13 protein-coding genes and 1 pseudogene are annotated in these 18,662 nt (G+C 70.7%); 5 read left to right on the top strand and 9 right to left on the bottom strand.

Going from position 1 to position 18,662, the window contains the following annotated elements; all coding sequences use genetic code 11:
* Nucleotides 1-95: 95 nt before the first annotated feature.
* The 3 genes from AB0B48_RS13365 to AB0B48_RS13355 all read left to right on the top strand — a co-directional run bounded on the left by AB0B48_RS13365 (nucleotide 96) and on the right by AB0B48_RS13355 (nucleotide 7,860).
* Entirely contained in the window at nucleotides 96-2,849 is a 2,754-nt protein-coding gene (locus AB0B48_RS13365) for an alpha-L-fucosidase (protein ID WP_357200302.1), read from the top strand.
* A gap of 31 nt (nucleotides 2,850-2,880) precedes the next feature.
* Nucleotides 2,881-5,151, top strand: coding sequence for a family 20 glycosylhydrolase (locus AB0B48_RS13360; protein WP_357200299.1), 2,271 nt, complete (start codon nucleotides 2,881-2,883; stop codon nucleotides 5,149-5,151).
* Between the two features lie 75 nt (nucleotides 5,152-5,226).
* Nucleotides 5,227-7,860, top strand: coding sequence for a discoidin domain-containing protein (locus AB0B48_RS13355; protein WP_357200296.1), 2,634 nt, complete (start codon nucleotides 5,227-5,229; stop codon nucleotides 7,858-7,860).
* A gap of 60 nt (nucleotides 7,861-7,920) precedes the next feature.
* Here AB0B48_RS13355 and AB0B48_RS13350 read toward each other — a convergent pair whose 3' ends face one another.
* The 6 genes from AB0B48_RS13350 to AB0B48_RS13325 are packed head-to-tail and all read right to left on the bottom strand — an operon-like array spanning nucleotide 7,921 to nucleotide 12,673.
* Nucleotides 7,921-8,244 carry a DUF202 domain-containing protein gene (locus AB0B48_RS13350; RefSeq protein WP_357200293.1) on the bottom strand — a complete coding sequence of 108 codons (324 nt, stop codon included), beginning with the start codon at nucleotides 8,242-8,244 and terminating at the stop codon, nucleotides 7,921-7,923.
* A gap of 15 nt (nucleotides 8,245-8,259) precedes the next feature.
* Nucleotides 8,260-8,646, bottom strand: coding sequence for a DUF202 domain-containing protein (locus AB0B48_RS13345; RefSeq protein WP_357200290.1), 387 nt, complete (start codon nucleotides 8,644-8,646; stop codon nucleotides 8,260-8,262).
* Nucleotides 8,643-10,055 (bottom strand): sulfatase, encoded by a 1,413-nt coding sequence (locus AB0B48_RS13340; protein ID WP_357200287.1) that lies wholly within the window; start codon nucleotides 10,053-10,055, stop codon nucleotides 8,643-8,645. The genes AB0B48_RS13345 and AB0B48_RS13340 overlap by 4 nt, the downstream gene beginning before the upstream one ends.
* A gap of 28 nt (nucleotides 10,056-10,083) precedes the next feature.
* Nucleotides 10,084-11,082: an aliphatic sulfonate ABC transporter substrate-binding protein gene (locus tag AB0B48_RS13335; protein WP_357200284.1), complete on the bottom strand. Its 999-nt coding sequence runs from the start codon at nucleotides 11,080-11,082 to the stop codon at nucleotides 10,084-10,086.
* Entirely contained in the window at nucleotides 11,079-11,861 is a 783-nt protein-coding gene (locus AB0B48_RS13330; protein ID WP_357200281.1) for an ABC transporter ATP-binding protein, read from the bottom strand. The genes AB0B48_RS13335 and AB0B48_RS13330 overlap by 4 nt, the downstream gene beginning before the upstream one ends.
* The gene (locus AB0B48_RS13325) at nucleotides 11,858-12,673 is read right to left on the bottom strand and encodes an ABC transporter permease (protein WP_357200278.1); all 816 of its coding nucleotides are present in this window, start codon (nucleotides 12,671-12,673) and stop codon (nucleotides 11,858-11,860) included. Before AB0B48_RS13325 ends, AB0B48_RS13330 begins: the two co-directional genes overlap by 4 nt.
* A gap of 314 nt (nucleotides 12,674-12,987) precedes the next feature.
* Here AB0B48_RS13325 and AB0B48_RS13320 point away from each other — a divergent pair, with 314 nt between their 5' ends.
* Both AB0B48_RS13320 and AB0B48_RS13315 read left to right on the top strand, forming a co-directional pair.
* Nucleotides 12,988-15,414, top strand: coding sequence for a family 20 glycosylhydrolase (locus AB0B48_RS13320; RefSeq protein ID WP_357200275.1), 2,427 nt, complete (start codon nucleotides 12,988-12,990; stop codon nucleotides 15,412-15,414).
* Nucleotides 15,415-15,507: 93 nt separating this feature from the next.
* The gene (locus tag AB0B48_RS13315) at nucleotides 15,508-16,695 is read left to right on the top strand and encodes an ROK family transcriptional regulator (protein WP_357200272.1); all 1,188 of its coding nucleotides are present in this window, start codon (nucleotides 15,508-15,510) and stop codon (nucleotides 16,693-16,695) included.
* Between the two features lie 9 nt (nucleotides 16,696-16,704).
* Here the strand turns inward: AB0B48_RS13315 and AB0B48_RS13310 are convergent, their stop codons facing one another.
* The 3 genes and pseudogenes from AB0B48_RS13310 to AB0B48_RS13300 all read right to left on the bottom strand — a co-directional run.
* Nucleotides 16,705-17,547 (bottom strand): class II fructose-bisphosphate aldolase, encoded by an 843-nt coding sequence (locus tag AB0B48_RS13310; RefSeq protein WP_357200269.1) that lies wholly within the window; start codon nucleotides 17,545-17,547, stop codon nucleotides 16,705-16,707.
* A gap of 9 nt (nucleotides 17,548-17,556) precedes the next feature.
* Nucleotides 17,557-18,453: an SIS domain-containing protein gene (locus AB0B48_RS13305; protein ID WP_357200266.1), complete on the bottom strand. Its 897-nt coding sequence runs from the start codon at nucleotides 18,451-18,453 to the stop codon at nucleotides 17,557-17,559.
* Nucleotides 18,429-18,662, bottom strand: a pseudogene (locus tag AB0B48_RS13300) (hypothetical protein); the annotation flags it as partial. The pseudogene AB0B48_RS13300 and the gene AB0B48_RS13305, both read right to left, overlap by 25 nt.

Raw genomic sequence — 18,662 nt, 5'->3', positions numbered from 1 at the left:
CCGGCCCGCGCACACCACCCACCGCACCGCCCCTCCCTGCCCGTTCTCGGAGAGGACGTCCGATGACCCGTACCCTGCGCCGCCACCGTCCGCGTGTGAGCGGGGTCGCCCTGACCGCCCTGGCCCTGCTCGCCACCTGTCTGGTCCAGCTCACCCCACCGGCGGCACCGGCCGTCGCGGCTCCGGGGGACGGCGCCATCACGGGGGTGGCCAGTGGGCGCTGTGTCGACGTGCCCGGCGCGGCCACCACCGACGGCACCGCCCTGATCCTCTGGGACTGCACCGGCGCGGCCAACCAGATCTGGACCCGCCAGGCCGACACCACCATCCGCAACCGCGGCAAGTGCCTCACCGCTGCCAGCACCACCAACGGCGCCGCCGCCACCATCACCACCTGCGGCACCGCCACCAACCAACGCTGGACCTACGACACCACCGCCAAGACACTGCGCAACCAGGCCACCGGCACCTGCCTCGACGCCAACGGCGGTGGCACCACCAACAACACCGCCGTCATCCTCTGGCCCTGCACCACCGCCACCAACCAACAGTGGCGCATCGCCGCCGCCGACTACCAACCGCTGCTCGACGTCGGCTTCAGCGGCACCTTCACCTCCACCACCGGCTACACGCCGTCGACCGGTGAACTGGTCGACGGGCAGCTCACCCGGCTGGCCGGCAGCGAGACGATCAGCGGTCCGGCCGTCACGCTCGCCGGAGGGGTCACCGGCATCGGGTTCACCCCACGAATCCCGGTGACCAGTACGAAGTACGTCAACAAGAGCCTGCTGGCCGAGGCTGTGGTACGCCGTCAGAGCGGCGCCACGATCACCTTCGACACGGTGCTCAGCCTCGCCGGTGGGGGCTACTACCGCTATGCCAGCGGCTCGCAGACCACCACGGAGTTCGGCATGTACGGGCCGGACGCCCCGTACTACGACACCCGGCAGAGCGGGCCGAACCTGTCCGACACGCAGGACATCCACGTGGCGTTGGCCTACGGGTACGTGAACGACTCGGCGGCCCGGCTGGTCGCGTACGTCAACGGCTGCCAGGTGGGCACCACCGTCACCGCTCCGGTCGCCGCGGCCAACGCGTCGCAGGGCCTGCTGACCTTCGGCAACGACGCCGGAACCCGCAACCGTGGCTGGCACGGCACCGTCGACGCCATCGCCCTCGCGACGATGACCGGCGCCGCCGGTCCGGTCGACTTCCAGCTCGACGCGCCGGTCTGCGGGGGCACGCCACCGCCGCCCGGCTGCGCCGGCAACCCCGGCAGCAGCGGCCCGGTCAGCCCGGCCACCGTCATCACCGTCGACCGGTGCGACACCCTCGACCGGATCCGGCAGAAGGCAGCCCACGTCACCCCGTCGGCCGCCCAGCTGGCGTGGCAGCAGCGGGAGCTGACGGCTTTCCTGCACTTTGGCATGAACACCTTCACCGACGTCGAGTGGGGCAGCGGGAACGAGGACCCGGCCCAGTTCAACCCGACGACGGTCAACCCCGCTCAGTGGATCGACGTGCTCAAGCGCAACGGGTTCAAGCAGGTCATCCTCACCGTCAAGCACCACGACGGGTTCCTGCTCTACCCGTCGCGCTACAGCACCCACTCGGTGCGCAGCAGCCCCTGGTGGGGTCGGACCAACCAGAGCGACATCCTGCGCTCCACAGTCGACGCCGTCCGCGCGGCCGGTCTCGCCGTCGGTTTCTACCTCTCCCCCGCCGACGGCGCGGAGATCCCTGGCCGACGCGGCGGTGACCGGTTCGGCAACGGCAGCGCCAAGCGGGCGGTGACCATCCCGACGCTCGTCGCCGGCGACACCCGCACCCCGACCCAGACGTACGCGTACCAGGCCGACGACTACAACGCCTACTTCCTCAACCAGCTCTACGAGCTGCTCACGGAGTACGGGCCGATGGCCGAGGTGTGGTTCGACGGTGCCAACCCGTACACCGCTTACCCGCAGCCGTACCAGGTCGCCGACTGGTACCGGCTGATCCGGACCCTGCAACCGACCGCCACGATCGCGATCAACGGCCCGGACGTGCGCTGGGTCGGCTCCGAGTCCGGGGCGTTCCGCGCGGACGAGTGGAGCGCACTGCCGTTCCGGGGCACCGATCCCGGTGCGCTGAACCGCGACGACGACATGCTCGCCGTTGCCTCGTCGGGCGACCTGGGTTCCAGTGCGCTGATCGGCCGCAACCTGGGCACGATCACCTACCTGTCGTGGTACCCGGCCGAGGCGGACGTGTCCATCCGACCCGGCTGGTTCTGGCACTCCGGCCAGAACGGCTCGGTCAAGCAGCCGGCCGCGCTGATGCAGCTCTACGAGAACGCGGTGGGCCGCAACGCCAACCTGCTGCTCAACGTCCCACCAAACCGGGCCGGCGTGATCGACACGCCGGACGTCACAGCCCTCGACGGGTTCGGCACCGCGCAACGCTCACGGTACGGCCGGGAGCTGTTCGCCAGGGCGGGTGCGACCGGCACGCACGCCTCCCTCACCGACGCGGCACTGGGCACGTACTGGTCGCCCTCGGGTGGTGCCGTCACCGGCGCGGTCGAGCTGACCGCCTGCCGGGCCCGCACGTTCGACCGGATCCTGCTGCAGGAGTCGGTCGGCAACGGCCAGCGCATCGAGGCGTTCGCCGTGGACGCCTGGATCAACGGCGGCTGGCAGCAGGTCGCCGCCGCCGGCACTGTCGGCTACAAGCGGATCGTTCCGCTGTCCACCGCCGTGACGAGTGACCGGCTGCGGCTGCGGGTCACCGCCGCACGCGGCGTACCGCAGGTCGCGACGCTCACCGCGTACGCGACCGACAGCACCGCCAACCCGGCGTCCTGCTGATTTCCCAACCCCTTCCCGAGAGGAACGGTTCATGCGTCTTCGGCGTATCAGCGTCACCGGAGCGGTGGGAGCACTTGCCGCAGCACTGTTGACCGTGCCCGCCACGCCGGCCTCGGCCGTACCGGGTGACCTACAGGTGATCCCGGCGCTGCGGCAGTGGACGGCGGGCACCGGCAGTTACACCTTCGGTGCCGCGACCCGCATCGTTGTCGACCCCGCGTACACCACCCAGCTCAACGACGACGCGGCCACCTTCGCGGCCGACCTGCGGGACCTGACCGGACGCACAGTGCCGGTCGCCACCGGGAGCGCCGCCGCCGGCGACATCCGGCTGACACTGGGCGGCAGCCAGCCCGCCGAGGGCTACACGATGACCGTCGGATCGAGCATCTCCATCCAGGGCTCGACCGACGCCGGCGCCTTCTACGGCACCCGGACGGTGCTGCAACTGCTCAAGCAGTCCACGAGCGTGCCCGCCGGCACCACCGCCGACGCTCCCACCAAGTCCGAACGCGGCCTGATGGTGGACGTGGGCCGCAAGTACTTCACAGTCGACTGGCTCCGCAGGCACGTCAAGGAACTCGCCTACCTGAAGATGAACCGGTTGCACCTGCACCTGTCCGACACGTTCGGCTTCCGGCTGGAGAGCACCACCCACCCGGAGGTGATGTCGCAGCAGTACTACACCAAGCAGGAGATCCGCGACCTGATCGCCCTCGCCGCCAGGTACCACATCGAGGTCATCCCCGAGATCGACATGCCGGGCCACATGAACGTCATCCTGGCCAACCATCCGGACCTTCAACTCACCGACACCAGCGGCAACCGCAACCCCTACTACCTCGACCTGTCCAAGCCGGGCGCGTACACCCTCACCCGGGACCTCATCACCGAGTTCCTGCCGCTTTTCCCCGGCCGGTACTGGCACATCGGCGCGGACGAGTACGTCGGCAACTACGCCGCCTACCCGCAACTGCTGACGTACGCCCGCGCCACGTACGGGCCGAACGCCATCGCGAAGGACGCCTACTACGGCTTCATCAACTGGGCCAACGACATCGTGCGCGCCGGTGGCAAGACGACGCGCATGTGGAACGACGGGATTGGCACCGACGGCACCATCCGGCCGGCATCGAACATCCACGTCGAGGTCTGGTACAACTACGGCATCACCCCGCAGGCCCTGGTGGACCGGGGGCACACCATCTCCAACCAGGCGTGGGATCCCACCTACTACGTCCCCGCCATCAGCAAGCCGAGCGTGACGTGGGCCTACGAGACCTGGACGCCGGAACGGTTCCAAGGCAACAACACGGTGAACGATCCGTCGCGCAACCTGGGCACCGTGGTGCACGTCTGGTGCGACTACCCGGACGCGGAGACCGAGGACCAGATCGCCGCCGGCATCCGGACGATCCTGCGCGTCGTCGCCCAACAGACCTGGGGATCGCCAAAACCGGCGGCCACGTACACCGCCTTCAGCACCATCATCGACCGCATCGGACGGGCTCCCGGCGGCCCGGCCGTGGCGACAGGCAACCTGGCGCTCAACCGTCCGGCGACCGCGTCGTCCACCGAGACGGCGGCCTTCCCGGCGTCGGCGGCCGTGGACGGTGACCTGAGCACCCGCTGGTCGTCGGCCTACACCGACCCGAGCTGGATCCAGGTCGACCTCGGCAGCAGCCAGGAGTTGTCCCGGGTGGCACTGCGCTGGGAGGCCGCCTACGCGCGGGCGTACCAGATCCAGACCTCCACCAACGGCACCACCTGGACCACGGCGGTGACCGTCACCGCCGGTGACGGGGGCACGGACGAGCACATCCTCAACACCACCGCCAGGTACGTGCGCGTGCAGGGCACCCAGCGGGCCACCACCTACGGCTACTCGCTGCAGGAGTTCGAGGTGTACGGGCCGAGGCGGGGTGCCATCACCGGTATTTCCAGCGGGCGTTGCATCGACATTCCCGGCAGCAACACCACCGACGGCACGGCAGTGAACCTCTGGGACTGCAACAGCGGCGGCAACCAGACGTGGACCCACCGCAACGACGGCACCCTCACCGCCCTGGGTAAGTGCCTGGAGCCGGCGAACGGAAGCCTCACCGACGGCACCGCGATCGTGATCCGCACCTGTTCCACAGCCGCGTACCAGCGCTGGACCTACGACGCCGCCACCAGCAGCTACCGCACCGGTGGCAAGTGCCTCGACGCCAACGGCGGCGGGACCGCCAACGGCACCCGCGTCATCCTCTGGCCCTGCACCAACGGCGCCAACCAACGCTGGAGCACCCCCACCGCCTGAACCACCGATGGAGGCACGATGCAGCACGCCATGCCCCTGCCATCTTCGTCGACAGCACGGCCACGGCGGCTCGTCGTGCCCACCATCGTTCTGGGTCTGATCGCCGGTGCCGTCGCGACGGTCGGGGGCCATCCGGCCCCGGCCGGCGCGGCGGTCCCGGCGGACCCGACCTACACCGACGCCGCCGGACTGGTCTTCCCCGGTGTCCAGCCGGGCGCGGCGACGGCGTCGCTCTCCGGCGGCAGCTTCACCCTGGCCAACGCGGCGCTGTCGACCGCGTGGAGCGTGCAGGGCAGCACGGTGTCGCTGACCCGGTTCGACAACCGGGCGGCGAACGCCACAGTGCCGATGAGCCTGCGTGGGCTCTTCACCCTCACCCTGGCCGACGGCAGCACCATCACGACGGCGAACACGAGCGTCTCCGCCGGTCCGGTGGTCAGCGACCTGGCGGCGAACGCCGGGTCGGCACGGCTCGCGGAACGCTTCGCCGGCAAGGCGGTGACCACCACCTTCCGGTACGGCGGTGGCGCGCGGACCCTCGACGTGCAGTGGCAGGTGCGGCTGCGCGGCGGCGCCAACTCCGTGCAGCACAGCTTCACGGTGCGCTCGGTGGCCGGAACGTTCGACGTGACCTCGCTGCGCCTGGTGGAACTCAACCTGGCAAACGCACGGGTGCTCGGCAACGACGACGGCAGCCCGGTGGCGCACGGCACGACCGGCAGCGAGACGGTGTTCGTCGGCATCGAGAACCCGATGGCGAAGGCCACCGTGACCGGGTCGGCGGTCGACATTGCGGTGCCGCGCGCCGGGGACCTCACCGCCGGCTCGTCGTGGGTGTACACGGCATCCACCGGTGTCGCCCCGGTCGGGCAGCTACGCCGCTCGTTCCAGTACTACCTGCAACGCGAGCGGGCCCACGACCGCCGGACGTTCCTGCACTACCAGAGCTGGCTGGACCTCAAGCCACCGGGCGAGGTCATCAACAGCGCCGAGCTGACCCGGGCCATCAACCTGTTCGGCACCCAGCTGCGCAACCGCGGCGCCACCATCGACAGCTTCTGGGTCGACGACGGCTGGGACTATCTGCGTTCACCACGGGTCGACGAGGCGAACCTGAACGTGTGGTCGTTCGACCCGACACAGTTCCCCACCGGTTTCGCACCACAGAAGGCCGCAGCCGCGCAGTACGGCGCCTCGATGTCGGTGTGGATGTCGCCGTTCGGCGGTTACGGCACCAGCGCTGCCACCCGCCAGGCGATCAACGCGAGCAAACCGGCCGACCAGCGGCTGGAGACCCACAGTGGCGGCCAGTTCAAGCTCGGCGGCGCCCGCTACTACGACCGGTTCCGGTCGGTCGCCTTCGACATGATGGACAACCAGGGGGTACGCGGCTTCAAGCTCGACGGCATCGGCGGTGGGCTCTACCAGTCCGGCCCGAACGCGAGTTACATCGCCGACTACGAGGCCCTGCTCGGGCTGACGGGGGATCTGCGCGCGCACCAGAAGGACGTGTTCGTCAACGCGACGGTCGGCACCTGGGGGTCACCCTACTGGTTGTGGTTCACCGACTCGATCTGGCGTGACGGGCACGACGCGGGCCTGGTCGGCGCGGGCAGCGCACAGCAGCGCTACGTCAACTACCGCGACTCGGAGACGTTCCGCAACAACACCGTGCAGAACCCGCTGTTCCCGATCCCGAGCCTGATGAACCACGGGATCATCTTCTCCGACCGGACACCGCAGTTCACCGCCGACTACGACCTGACCAAGCCCAGCGTGCAGGCCGAGGTCTCGCAGGACATCCGCGCCTACTTCGCGCTCGGCCTGAGCCTTCAGGAGCTGTACGTCCGCAACACGCTCGTTGACGCGAACCGGCCGGGCGCTGCCTGGTTCTGGGACACCGTGGCGGCCAACGCCAGGTGGGCTCGCGCCAACCAGGGACTGCTCAGCGACGTGCACTGGGTCGGCGGTGACCCGGCGGCGGGCGCCGTCTACGGCACGGCCGCCTGGAACTCCTCGGCCGGGGCGTCGAAGGGGATGCTGATGCTACGCAACCCGTCGGCATCCGCGCAGAGCTTCACGGTCAACCCGCAGACGGTCTTCGAGCTGCCCGGCGGGACCCACCAGCGGTACAAGTTCGCCGAGCGCGACGGGCACCGATCCGGCTTCGTGTCCGGTCCCGCAGCACCGGTGAGCATCACGCTGGCGCCGTTCGAGGTCGCCGTCTTCCAGGCCACGCCGACCGACGAGGCGATCGGCGGCGGAGACAGCCCCCAGCTGTCGCGCGCCCGCTGGACCGCGACGGCGGACAGCGTCGAGACGGTCGGCGAGAACGGCGCCGCCGCCAATGCCATCGACGGCAACCCCGCCACCATCTGGCACACCCGCTACGTCGGCGGTGTCGCCGCCATGCCGCACCAGATCACCATCGACCTCGGCGGCACCTTCCGCGTCGACAAACTCGATTACCTGCCCCGCCAGGACGGTGGCACCAACGGCACCATCGCCGACTACCAGATCCAGACCAGCACCGACGGCACAACCTGGACCCAGGTCACCGCCGGCACCTTCGGCTCCGGCAGCACCCTGAAGACAGCGGTCTTCGCGCCCACGACGGCCCGGCACGTACGCCTGCGCACCACCCGCGCCGCGAACGGGGCCGGCTACGCCTCCGCCGCCGAGATCAACCTGTACGGCTCGACGGTCTGACCGCCCTCACCGTCCCGGGGCGCCCCTATCGCCGCCCCGGGACGGCAGCACTCGTCGCCCTCAGCGGGCGAGGACGTGGGCGAGAATCGCCACACCCCCGACCGCCACCAACGTCCCGGTAGCAGCCAGCAGTGCGGCACCGCCCGACTGACCCAGGTGGGTGGGCAGTCGGACGGTCCGGTACCGACGCCGAGCGAGGACGGCCACCGCCACGGCGAGCGGGGAGCAGGCCAGCACGAGCCCCGCCGCGAACGGATGACGCGGCACCAACTCCCGTCCGACGGCCACCAGCACGGTGGCCGTCGCCAACGCCGTACGAAGCCACGCCAGCAGGGTGCGTTCGGCCTGCGCTCCGCAGTCGGCGAGCACGGGTGGTTGCGTCACCTCAGCGCCACGACATCAGATCAGCACCACGACGACGATGGTCATGCAGGCCACGACCACCCCCACCGCCGACACGACCGCGACGGGGGTGGACGGCAACGGCAGCTGGAGCCGCAGCGCCCGTTCGTTGCGGCTCCAGCGGGGGAACGCCTCGACGGCCACCCCGACGGCGAGTACCGCCAGCACGGCTGCCGCCCACTGCGAGCCTTCCGTGCCGAATGCCTTGACCGCCGCGGCGGCCACCATGAGACCCAGCGCGGTCCGCAGCCACGCGAGGAACGTTCGCTCGTTGGCGAGGGTGAACCGCGGGTCCGGCTCCGTGCCCACCCCGTAGACCCGGCGTGGCCAGCGGCGGTCGGCTGGTCCGGTCGGCTCACTCGAGGTGACTGACTCGTCCGTCACCCGGTGACCGGCGTCGGGGGCTGCCACGGGGCGTCACCACACTCCTGCTGGACCCGGGCGAGCTCGTCGGTGAGCGTCGTCCGGATCCGCGCGTACGCCGGGTCGTCGTAGACGCTGCGCATCTCCCACGGGTCGGCGCGTAGGTCGAACAGCTCCCACTCCGGCTCCTGCGCCGTGGCGGAGGTGCCGGGCAGACCCAGCCCGTCGGCGTAGTAGTAGACCAGTTTGTGGTCGTGTGTGCGTACGCCGTAGTGCGCCCACACGTGGTGCTCGTCGTCGTCGTGCTCCCAGTAGCGGTAGTACACCGACTGCCGCCAGTCGTCGACGTCCTCGCCGCGCAGGAGTGGTCGCAGTGAGCGTCCCTGCATGCGAGGGTCGGCCGGCACGTCGGCGTAGTCGAGGAACGTCTGGGCGAAGTCGACGTTCATGGCGAGCTCGTTGGTGGTGGAGCCGGCCGGAATCTCCGCCGGGTAGCGGATCAGGAACGGCATCCGCAGCGACTCCTCGTACATGAACCGCTTGTCGTACCAGCCGTGGTCACCGAGGAAGAAGCCCTGGTCCGACGTGTAGACGACGATGGTGTCGTCGGTCAGCCCGTGCTCGTCGAGGTAGTCGAGCAGGCGGCCCACGTTGTCGTCGACGCTGGCGACGCAGCGCAGATAGTCCTTGATGTAGCGCTGGTAGGTCCAGAGCGCGGCCTCGTCGGGATCCAGGTGCGGTGGCAGCATCTCCTTGATGTCGTTGGCGGTGAGGTCCCGGTCCACGCGCATCCGGGCGGCCCGGGCGGCAGCGGCGTGGCCGGAGTGGTCGTCGTCGAACGAGCCCGGTACGGCCACGTCGTCGACGTACATGTCGCGATGTTTGTCGTCGGGCTCCCAGTTGCGGTGCGGCGCCTTGTGGTGCACGAGCAGGCAGAAAGGGCGCTGCTGGTCGCGCTGGTCGAGCCATTCGACGGCCAGGTCGGTGATGATGTTCGTGCAGTAGCCGGGGCGGACCTGCTCGGTGCCGTCCATGCCGATGAACACGGGATCGCGGTACCGGCCCTGGCCGGGCACGACCTCCCAGTAGTCGAACCCCCGGGGGTCGTGCTCCGGGCCGTGCCCGAGGTGCCACTTACCGACCAGGGCCGTCTGGTAACCGGCGCGGCGCAGCAGCTCCGGGAAGACGAGCTGCCGGTTGTCGAACTCGGTCGACAACGTCTGAACGCCGTTGACGTGGTTGTAGGTGCCGGTGAGGATGGTGGCCCGGCTGGGCGCGCAGAGCGAGTTGGTGCAGAAGCAGTTTTCCAGGAGTGCACCGCCGGCCGCGATACGGTCGATGTGTGGCGTCTCGTTGATCTTGCTTCCGTAGGCGCCCACCGCGTGCGCGGCGTGGTCGTCGGCCATGATGAAGACGATGTTGGGCCGCACGTGCTGATCCTTTCTCACGCGACTCGACTCAGGACGCGTACGCGGCGGCGTCGTAGTAGGTGCTCGGGTCGACCGCGTTCGGCAGCTTCCCGAGGTCCTTGAAGAGCCCGTTGAGACCGGTGAGCCAACCCGCGACGGTGCCGTCGGTGGACTTGGCGGCGAGCTCGGCGGACGGCAGGAACCGGGCGTTGGCGGCTTCGGCGCGCAACTGGTCGACCGGGGCCGACTTGAGGAACTTCGCGGTGACCTCGACCGCGCGATCCACGTTGGCCGCCCGCTCGTCGTTGGCGGCGCGCAGCACCGCGAGCACCTTCTTCACCAGGTCCGGCTTGCCGGTCACCACGTCGTTGCGGCCCACATAGGCGGACGGGAAGCTGATGGCCGGGTAGAAGTCTTCGTTCTTGGCCAGCTCGGTCAGCTTCGGCACCCGCTTGCTGATGGTGCCGATGAGCGGGTACCAGATGCCGGCCGCGTCGATCTGACCCGACCCGAACGCGGTGACGACCGTGCTCGGGTCCATCGCGACCTTTTCGACGTCGTCGATGGAAAGGCCGGCGCGCTGCAGGGCCAGCCGCACGATCATGTCGCCGGAGGTGCCTTCCGGCACGCCGACCTTCTTACCCTTGAGCGCGGCCAGGGAGGTGATGCCCGGCTGGGCGATGACCCGGTCGGCGAAACCGAGCGAGTTGATGGCGATGACCCGGGCCTTGCCGGAGGCCGGCAACCACATCGCGCCAGGGCCCAGGTAGCCGAAGTCGAGATCGCCGGCGCCGAGTGCCTGCACCTGCAGGGGGCCGTTGGTGAAGACCTTCAGGTCCGGCTTGAGACCGTGTTCGGCCCACAGCTTCCTGTCGTCGGCGATCGCCATGAGGCTCGCGCCGGTGAAGTCGGCGATGTAGCCCAGCTTCACCGGCTCGGTGCCGGAGCGGCCGGATCCGGACTGGTCGTCGTCGCAGGCGCTGAGGGCTGCGGCGGCGCCCAGGCCGGCGAGGCCGGTCAGCAGGGAGCGACGGGAGAGAGGGCTCATTGTGATGCACCTTCCTGAGGGGTCTGGTGGTAGACGGCGCGCCAGACCCGATTGCGGATCCGGGAGAACTCCGGTGACAGGCGAACCGCTTCGGTGCGGGGGTACGGCAGGTCGACGTCGATGACCTCGTGCACCCGGCCGGGCCGGGCAGCCATGACGACGACCCGGTTGGCGAGGTAGACGGCCTCGTCGACGTCGTGGGTGATGAACATGACGGTGCGTCGCTCGGAGCCCCAGGTGGCCAAAAGCTGATCCTGCATCTGCACCCGGGTGAGGGCGTCCAGGGCGCCGAAGGGTTCGTCCATGAGCAGGACACCGGGGTCGACGGCGTACGCGCGGGCGATGGCGCACCGCTGCCGCATGCCCCCGGACAGCATCCGGGGCAGCGCGTCCGCGAAGTCGGTGAGGCCCACCAGGTCGATGAAGTGCTGCGCCCGTCGCCGCCGCTCGGCCCGCCCGACCTTGGCGATCCGGAGACCGAACTCGACGTTCTCGCGCACGGTCAGCCAGGGGAACAGCGCGTACTGCTGGAAGATGACGCCCCGTTCCGGGCCGGGCCCCCGCACCGGACGCGCGTCGACGAGCACCTCACCGCCGGTGGGTTCGACCAGGCCGGCGGCGATGTTCATCAGTGTCGACTTGCCGCAGCCGGACGGCCCGACCACTGTGACGAACTCCCGGTCGGCGATGTTTAGGTCGACGTCGCGCAACGCGTGGAACGGCTTGCCCCCCACCTCGAACGTCCGGCTGGTGGAGCGGAAGGAGATTTTCTCGGTCATCGGCGTTCCTGCCATCCGGTGAGGCGCTTCTCCGCGGCGAGCAGGAGCCGATCCATGACCAGGCCGAGCACGCCGATGGTGATCAGGCCAACGAAGATGCTCGGCAGGTCGTAGTAGATCTGCGCCTGCTGCATCCGGTAGCCGAGGCCCTCCTGCGCGGCGATCAACTCGGCGGCGACCACTGTCGCCCAGGCCGCGCCGAGGCCGACGCGCATGCCGACCAGGATGAACGGGGTGGACGCGGGGACGATCACCCGGCGGAACACCACGGCGTCGTTGGCGCCGAGCACCCGGGCAGCGTTGATCATGGTTTTGTCGACGTTCACCACGCCCTGGAACGTCGACACGACGCAGGACAGGAACGCGGCGAGGAAGATGACGAAGATCTTCGGGGTCTCCCCGATGCCCATGAGCAGGATGGCCAGCGGGATGACGGCCAGGGGCGGGATCGTGCGGAAGAACTGCACGTAGGGCTCGATCAGCCCCCGCGCCGTCCCGTACCAGCCCATGAGGAAGCCGACCGGGATCGCGAGGGCACTGCCGAGCGCGAAGCCGATGAGCACCCGACGCAGGCTGGCGAGGCCGTCGTCGAGCAGGGTGCCGTCCCTGGCCAGCTCACCGGCGCGGACGGCGACCTCCTGCGGGCCGGGGAGGCCCGAGACCCCGATCTGTGCCAGCACGGTCCAGATGCCGATGCCCAGCACCACGGCGATCCCGTTCCAGACCAGCAGCGGCACGGCGCGGCGCGGCTGCGACGCCGCGGTGGGGGTTTCCGGCCCTCGGGGTGGGGACTGTCGTACGTCTATCGCCACGGTGGTGCTCCGTAGCCCAGCTCGGACATGGGGCCCCTCTCCGGTCGGCGGCACTGTAGGTAAGCGAATCTTTGGTGACCCGGCGAATCTTGTCAACCCTTCGGACTAAAAAGCCCGAGCTGGGGACGGTGCAATGTTTCATAAGATGTCAGACCTCTGACCCGCAGCCTAGGGCTGGCCGCGCCACGCGACAACGGCCGCCCGGCACGCCCGCTTATTGTCCGAGCCATTGACTAAATTGAACGGCTTGACCAGACTGCGGCTACCCGAGCCACCAGTCCCCCGGCGACCCGGGCGACGGACGAAGGAGTCCCATGTCGATTCCGCGCTCCCCCCACACCACTGGATCCCGACGCCGCCTCAGCGCGACGACGCTCGCCGTCGCGGTCGCCGCGTCGCTGCTCGCGCCGCTCACGTCCAGCACGCCCGCCACTGCCGCGCCGGTGAACCTGGCCCGCACCGGCACCGCCACCGCGTCGAGCGTCGAACTCGACCGCGCCGACTTCGTCGCCACACACGTCAACGACGGCGACAGCGGCACCCGGTGGTCGTCGAAGTACCAGGACGACAACTGGGTTCAGGTGCGGCTGGCGAGCGCCGCCCCGGTCGACCATGTGACGCTGACCTGGCCCAACGCGTGCGCCCGCGACTTCAGCCTGCTCACCTCGACCGACGGTGTCGCGTGGACCACGGTGACCCGCCTCCAGCGCGACACCTGCCCCCGCACCGACGTCGTAGCTGTCAACTCCGCCCAACCGGTGTCCTACGTACGGATGCAGGGCCACCAGCGGTGGGCGGGTTACGGCTACTCGATCTCCGAGTTCGAGATCTGGGACAGCACCGCGCCGGCACCGGCGCCCTCGCTGGGCCTGCTGCCCAAGCCGGTGTCGCTCACCGAGAACGGCGGCACGCCGTACACCCTGAGCCCCAACACCCCGATCGTCGCGGTCGGATCACCTGCCACCGCGCCCGCCACCTACCTCGCCGGCCTGCTCCGCCCCGCCACCGGGTACGCCCTGCCGGTGGTCACCCAGAGCACCGCGCCCGCACCCATCGTGGTCGAGGTGGGGGCCGGCAAGGGCCCGGTAGGGCACGCCGCCGAGGGGTACCGGCTCGTTGTCACCACCGGCACAGTCCGGATCAGCGCCGACACGGCCAGCGGCGCGCTCAACGGAGTGCAGACGCTGCGCCAACTTTTGCCCCAGTGGGTGGAGTCCGACTCCGTCGTGAGCACCGCGTGGACGGTGCCGGCGGTGACCATCACCGACTACCCCCGCTTCGCCCACCGCGCGATGATGCTCGACGTCGCCCGCAGCTTCTACCCGATGAACGAGATCAAGGCGTACATCGACAGCGCCGCGCAATACAAGATCAATCGCCTGCACCTGCACCTGACCGACGACCAGGGCTGGCGGATCGCCATCGACAACCCGGCGAGCAACCCGGCGGGCATCGACTACTGCCGGCTCACCTCAGTCAGCGGACGCACCGCCATGACCTACAACGACAGCGGCCAACTGATGGGCACCGAGCTCGGCGTCACCGGCTTCTACACCCGGGCCGACTACGCCGAGATCGTGCGCTACGCCGGTCTGAACGGCATGACTGTCATCCCGGAGATCGACATGCCGGGGCACACCAACGCGGCGCTGCACGCCATCCCCCAGCTGAACACGGCCGGCGCCCAGCCCAAGCCGGCGTCCGGCCAGCAGACCGCGCCGGCCAACGGCACCGGCAACGTCGGCTACTCGACGTTCGACTCGGCAAGCGCGACGACGTACGAGTTCGCCACGCAGGTGCTGACCCAGATCGCCGCCATGACGCCGGGGCCCTACCTGCACATCGGCGGCGACGAGGCGCACGTGACCAGCCACGCGAACTACACCACGATGGTCGACGCCTTCACCGCGACCGTCGCGTCGCTCGGCAAGACGGTTGTCGGCTGGAACGAGTACGCCGGCACGGCGCTACCCCGGAGCAACGCCGTGGTGCAGTACTGGAACGGCGACCGCACGGCGGTGGCCAACGCGGTGAACGGCCGCGGCGCGCGGGTCGTCCTCTCCCCCGCCGCCCACACGTACGTGCCGCAGAAGCAGGATCCCCGCCAACCGCTCGGCGGCACCTGGGCGTGCGGTGGACCGTGCGGGCTGGACCGGCACTACAACTGGGACCCGGGCACCTTCATCCCGAACATCGCCGAGACCAGCGTGCTCGGGGTCGAATCGGCGCTGTGGGGCGAGTTCATCCGCCGCGTCGGCCAGGCGCAGTACTACAGCTTCCCGCGCCTCGTCGCCACCGCCGAGGTGGGGTGGACGCCGCAGGCGCAGCGCGACTACGCCGACTTCACCACCCGCCTGTCCGTGGCCGGGGGGCGGTTGACAGTCGAGGGCGTCAACTTCTTCCCCACCGCCGACGTGGCGTGGCGCCAACAGGCGGTCGGCCGGTCCGCCGCGGCCGTCGTCGGCGCACCGGTCGGCGCCACCTGGACGGTCACCGCCCCCGGGTTCCGCGGCACTGACCTGGCCGCCACGGTCACCTGGAGCGACGGGCGGGTGGAGTCGTTGACGCCTACCGCGACGCGCGAGCCGAGCATCCCGGCGATGCAGATCAACAGCGCGTTCACCGTGGTGTCCCGGCGCACGTTCGGCACGGCGGGGACGTACACCGGGACGTTGTCGGTGCGCTCGGCCGGACTGGCCCCGGTCCACGCGGCGCTCAGCGTCACCGTTCGCGCCACCTGAGCGCCGGCCGGCGTCGCCACTGGGCGGCGCCGGCCACCGCGCCGTACGTTGCCGCGACGACACACGGGAGCAGGCGTCGGTCATGATGGTGCCGTGATCGAACGCCCGGATGCCATGCAACGCGTGCGGCTGGCGCACACGGAGGCCCTGCTGGCCCAGCTGCGCAGCGCCGGCCCGCTCAGTCGGGCCGACCTCATCCGGCTGACCGGGCTGTCGCGCACCACCCTGTTCGACATCATCGCCGATCTCATCGCCCGCGGTGTGGTCGTCGAGCGGGAACCCGCGCTGTCCGGCCACCGCGGCCGGGGGCGGCCGTCCACGACCGTCAGCCTCAACCCGTCCGCCGGCCGCATCGTCGGCATCGACCTCGGCCGGGCGACGATCACCGTCATCGTCGCCACCCTGGGGCACGACATCCTGGCCCGGGGCAGCCGCCCCGTCACGCTGGCGGCGGGGCCGGCCCGGCGGGCCAACGCCGCGATCAAGCTGATCGACGACCTCGTGCGGGAACACGACATCGACCTGCGCGCGCTGGAGGCGATAGGTCTCGGCCTGCCCGGCCTGGTGGCCGGCCGGGGTCGTCCGGCGGGCGGCGCCAGCCCTGCTCCGGCCGCCAAGCAGGTCCGCGCGCGGATCCAGGACCGGTACGGCGTCGCCGTCGTCACCGACAACAACTCGCGATTGGCGGCGCTCGCCGAGGGCACCTGGGGGGCGGCCCGCGACGTGCGGGACGCCATCTACGTGCGATGGAGTGACGGCGTCGGTGGCGGGCTCATCGTCGACAGCCGGCTCGCCCGCGGTGCGAACGGCGCGGCCGGCGAGATCGGCCACGTCAGCGTCGATCCCGACGGGGACCGGTGTCCGTGCGGTGGTCGCGGGTGCCTGGAACTGCTGATCCGTCCGTCGACGCTCATCGAGCGCTGCGCGGCCCGGGGCGTTACCGTCAGCGACCCGGCCGACCTGGTGGCGCGGGCCCGCGCAGGCGAGCCGACCGTCGAGGACGTGGTGCGGCACGCCGCGACGCTGCTCGGTCGCGTGCTGGCGGGCATGGTGGTGCAGGTGGACCCGGGCACGGTGGTCATCGGCGGCACCCTGGCCCACGCCGGCGAGGTGGTGCTCGGGCCGGTCCGGGCGGCGATCGCCGAGCTGGCGATGCCCCGACACATCCGCCACCCGGACGTAGTGCCGGCCCAGTTCGGCGACGAGGGCGGCGCCCTCGGCGCCGTCGCGGCCGCCCTGCGGCACAACCTGTCCGAACCCGCACCCGCTTTTCCGGCCTAGCGGCGGCGCCTACGCGGCCCCACGAAGAAGCGTGAGCAGCTGCTCGACACCGTCGGTCACCGCGTCCCGGCCGGCCGCTAGGTATCGGCGCGGGTCGCGGGAGTGGGGCACGGCGGCCCGGACCGCGTCGGTGAACGCCACGTTGAGGGCCGTACCGACGTTGATCTTCACCATGCCCCGGGCGACAGCGGCGCGGATCTGCTCCAGCGGCACCCCGGAGGAGCCGTGCAGGACCAGGGGCACCGGTACGGCGTCGCGGAGCGCGGCCACCAGGTCGAGATCCAGCGAGGCGGTCCGGTCGGCCATCGCGTGGGAGCTGCCCACCGCTACCGCCAGCGCGTCGACGCCGGTCTCGGCGACGTAGTGGGCGGCCTCGGCCGGGTCGGTGCGGACGCCGGCGGTGTGGGCGCTCGCCGGGGCGTCCGGTTTACCGCCGACGTAGCCGAGTTCGGCCTCCACCCACAGCCGGTGGTCGTGCGCCCACTCGGTCGCCTTGCGGGTGGTCGCCACGTTGGCGGCGTACGGCAGCGTGGACGCGTCGACCATCACCGAGCTGAATCCGGCGTCGGGCGCCTGCTCCAGCAGGGTGATGTCATCGACGTGGTCGAGGTGCAGCGACAGCGTGGCGCTGGACCGCCAGGCGACCTCGGCCGTCGCCGCCGCGATTGCCGACACGCCGCAGTGGTAGCGCGCGGCGTTCTGACTGATCTGCAGGATCGCGGGACGCCCGGCACGCTCCGCCGCGGCGGCGATCGCCTGGGCGTACTCGATCGTGATCACGTTGAACGCGAGCACGCCGGTACCGGCGGCCCGGGCCGCCGCTACCAGGTCGGCGGTGGGAACGAGGGCCATCGACGATCCTCAGGCAACCGGCGCGGTCAGGACGACGGCCCGGGTGAGCAGCCGGGGCTGGTCCGGGTGCAGGCCGCGACGCACGGCGAGTTCCACGGCGAGGCGCTGCGCGGTCGTGAGGTGCGCCATGGCGTCGATGTCCTCGTGCACCACGATCGCCCCGGTCGCGGCCAGGTCGTCGAGGAGGCCCGGCACCACCGGCCCGAAGATCCAGACCACCGACCGGTGGTCCACCACGCTGATCGGACCGTGCCGGAACTCCATCGCCGGGTACGACTCGGCCCACATCTGCGCCGCCTCGCGCACCTTGAGGGCCGCCTCGTGCGCCACCCCCACCGTCCAGCCGGTGCCGAGGAAGGTGAACTGGTCCCGACCGACCACTGTCGGGTCGAGCGGCGTGGCCAGCTGGGCCTGCGCCTGGTCGACGGCCGGGGTCAGGTCCTCGCCGAGACCGGCACGCCAGAGGGCGAGCGCGGTAGTGGCGAAGCGGGTCTGCACCACGGACCGCTCGTCGGCGAAGTCGAGGACGACGCAGTCGCTCACGAGCCGGGTCACCGGCCGGTCGGCGTCGGTGGTGAGCACCGTCGAGCGGCTGCCGGGCAGCAGCTGCTCGAGCAGTCGGATGACTTCGGTGGTGGTGCCGGAACGGGTGATGGCGACCACGCGGTCGTACCGTCGCCGGGTGGGGAACTCCGACGCGGCGAAGGCGTCGGTCTCGCCCTGGCCGGCCGACTCCCGCAGCGCCGCGAAACTCTGCGCCATGAAGTACGACGTGCCGCAGCCCACGACGGCGACCCGTTCGCCCGGCTGGGGCAGGGCCCGCGCCACGCCCGGTCGGTCGACCAGCTCCACGGCGCGACGCCATGTCTCGGGCTGGGAGGTTATCTCGGAGGCGACGTGCGACACGGTTCCTGCTCTCTGTCGGTGCGGTGCTCGTCCAGTTCGTCGACCGTGGTTCCGGGCAGCAGCCGGGAAGCCACGGCGTCGTCGTACTCGCCCGCCCACGGGCAGGCGACGGCAGCCGCCGAGACGGCCGCCCCTCGGGCGAGGATGTCCCGCCAGGGCGCACGAGTGAGGAGCCCGTACGCGAGCACCGCCGCGAGGGCGTCGCCGGC

It is taken from the genome of Micromonospora sp. NPDC049089, from assembly GCF_040648775.1.
Taxonomy (GTDB): domain Bacteria; phylum Actinomycetota; class Actinomycetes; order Mycobacteriales; family Micromonosporaceae; genus Micromonospora.
The sequence above is the reverse complement of the archived record's forward strand: the minus strand, read 5'-3'. Positions and strand labels throughout refer to the sequence as shown.

Coding starts and splice junctions, on each gene's coding strand:
- AB0B48_RS13360 (WP_357200299.1), top strand. CDS start 2,881: ATGCGTCTTCGGCGTATCAGCGTCACCGGAGCGGTGGGAGCACTTGCC.
- AB0B48_RS13335 (WP_357200284.1), bottom strand. CDS start 11,082: ATGAGCCCTCTCTCCCGTCGCTCCCTGCTGACCGGCCTCGCCGGCCTG.
- AB0B48_RS13330 (WP_357200281.1), bottom strand. CDS start 11,861: ATGACCGAGAAAATCTCCTTCCGCTCCACCAGCCGGACGTTCGAGGTG.
- AB0B48_RS13320 (WP_357200275.1), top strand. CDS start 12,988: ATGTCGATTCCGCGCTCCCCCCACACCACTGGATCCCGACGCCGCCTC.
- AB0B48_RS13310 (WP_357200269.1), bottom strand. CDS start 17,547: ATGGCCCTCGTTCCCACCGCCGACCTGGTAGCGGCGGCCCGGGCCGCC.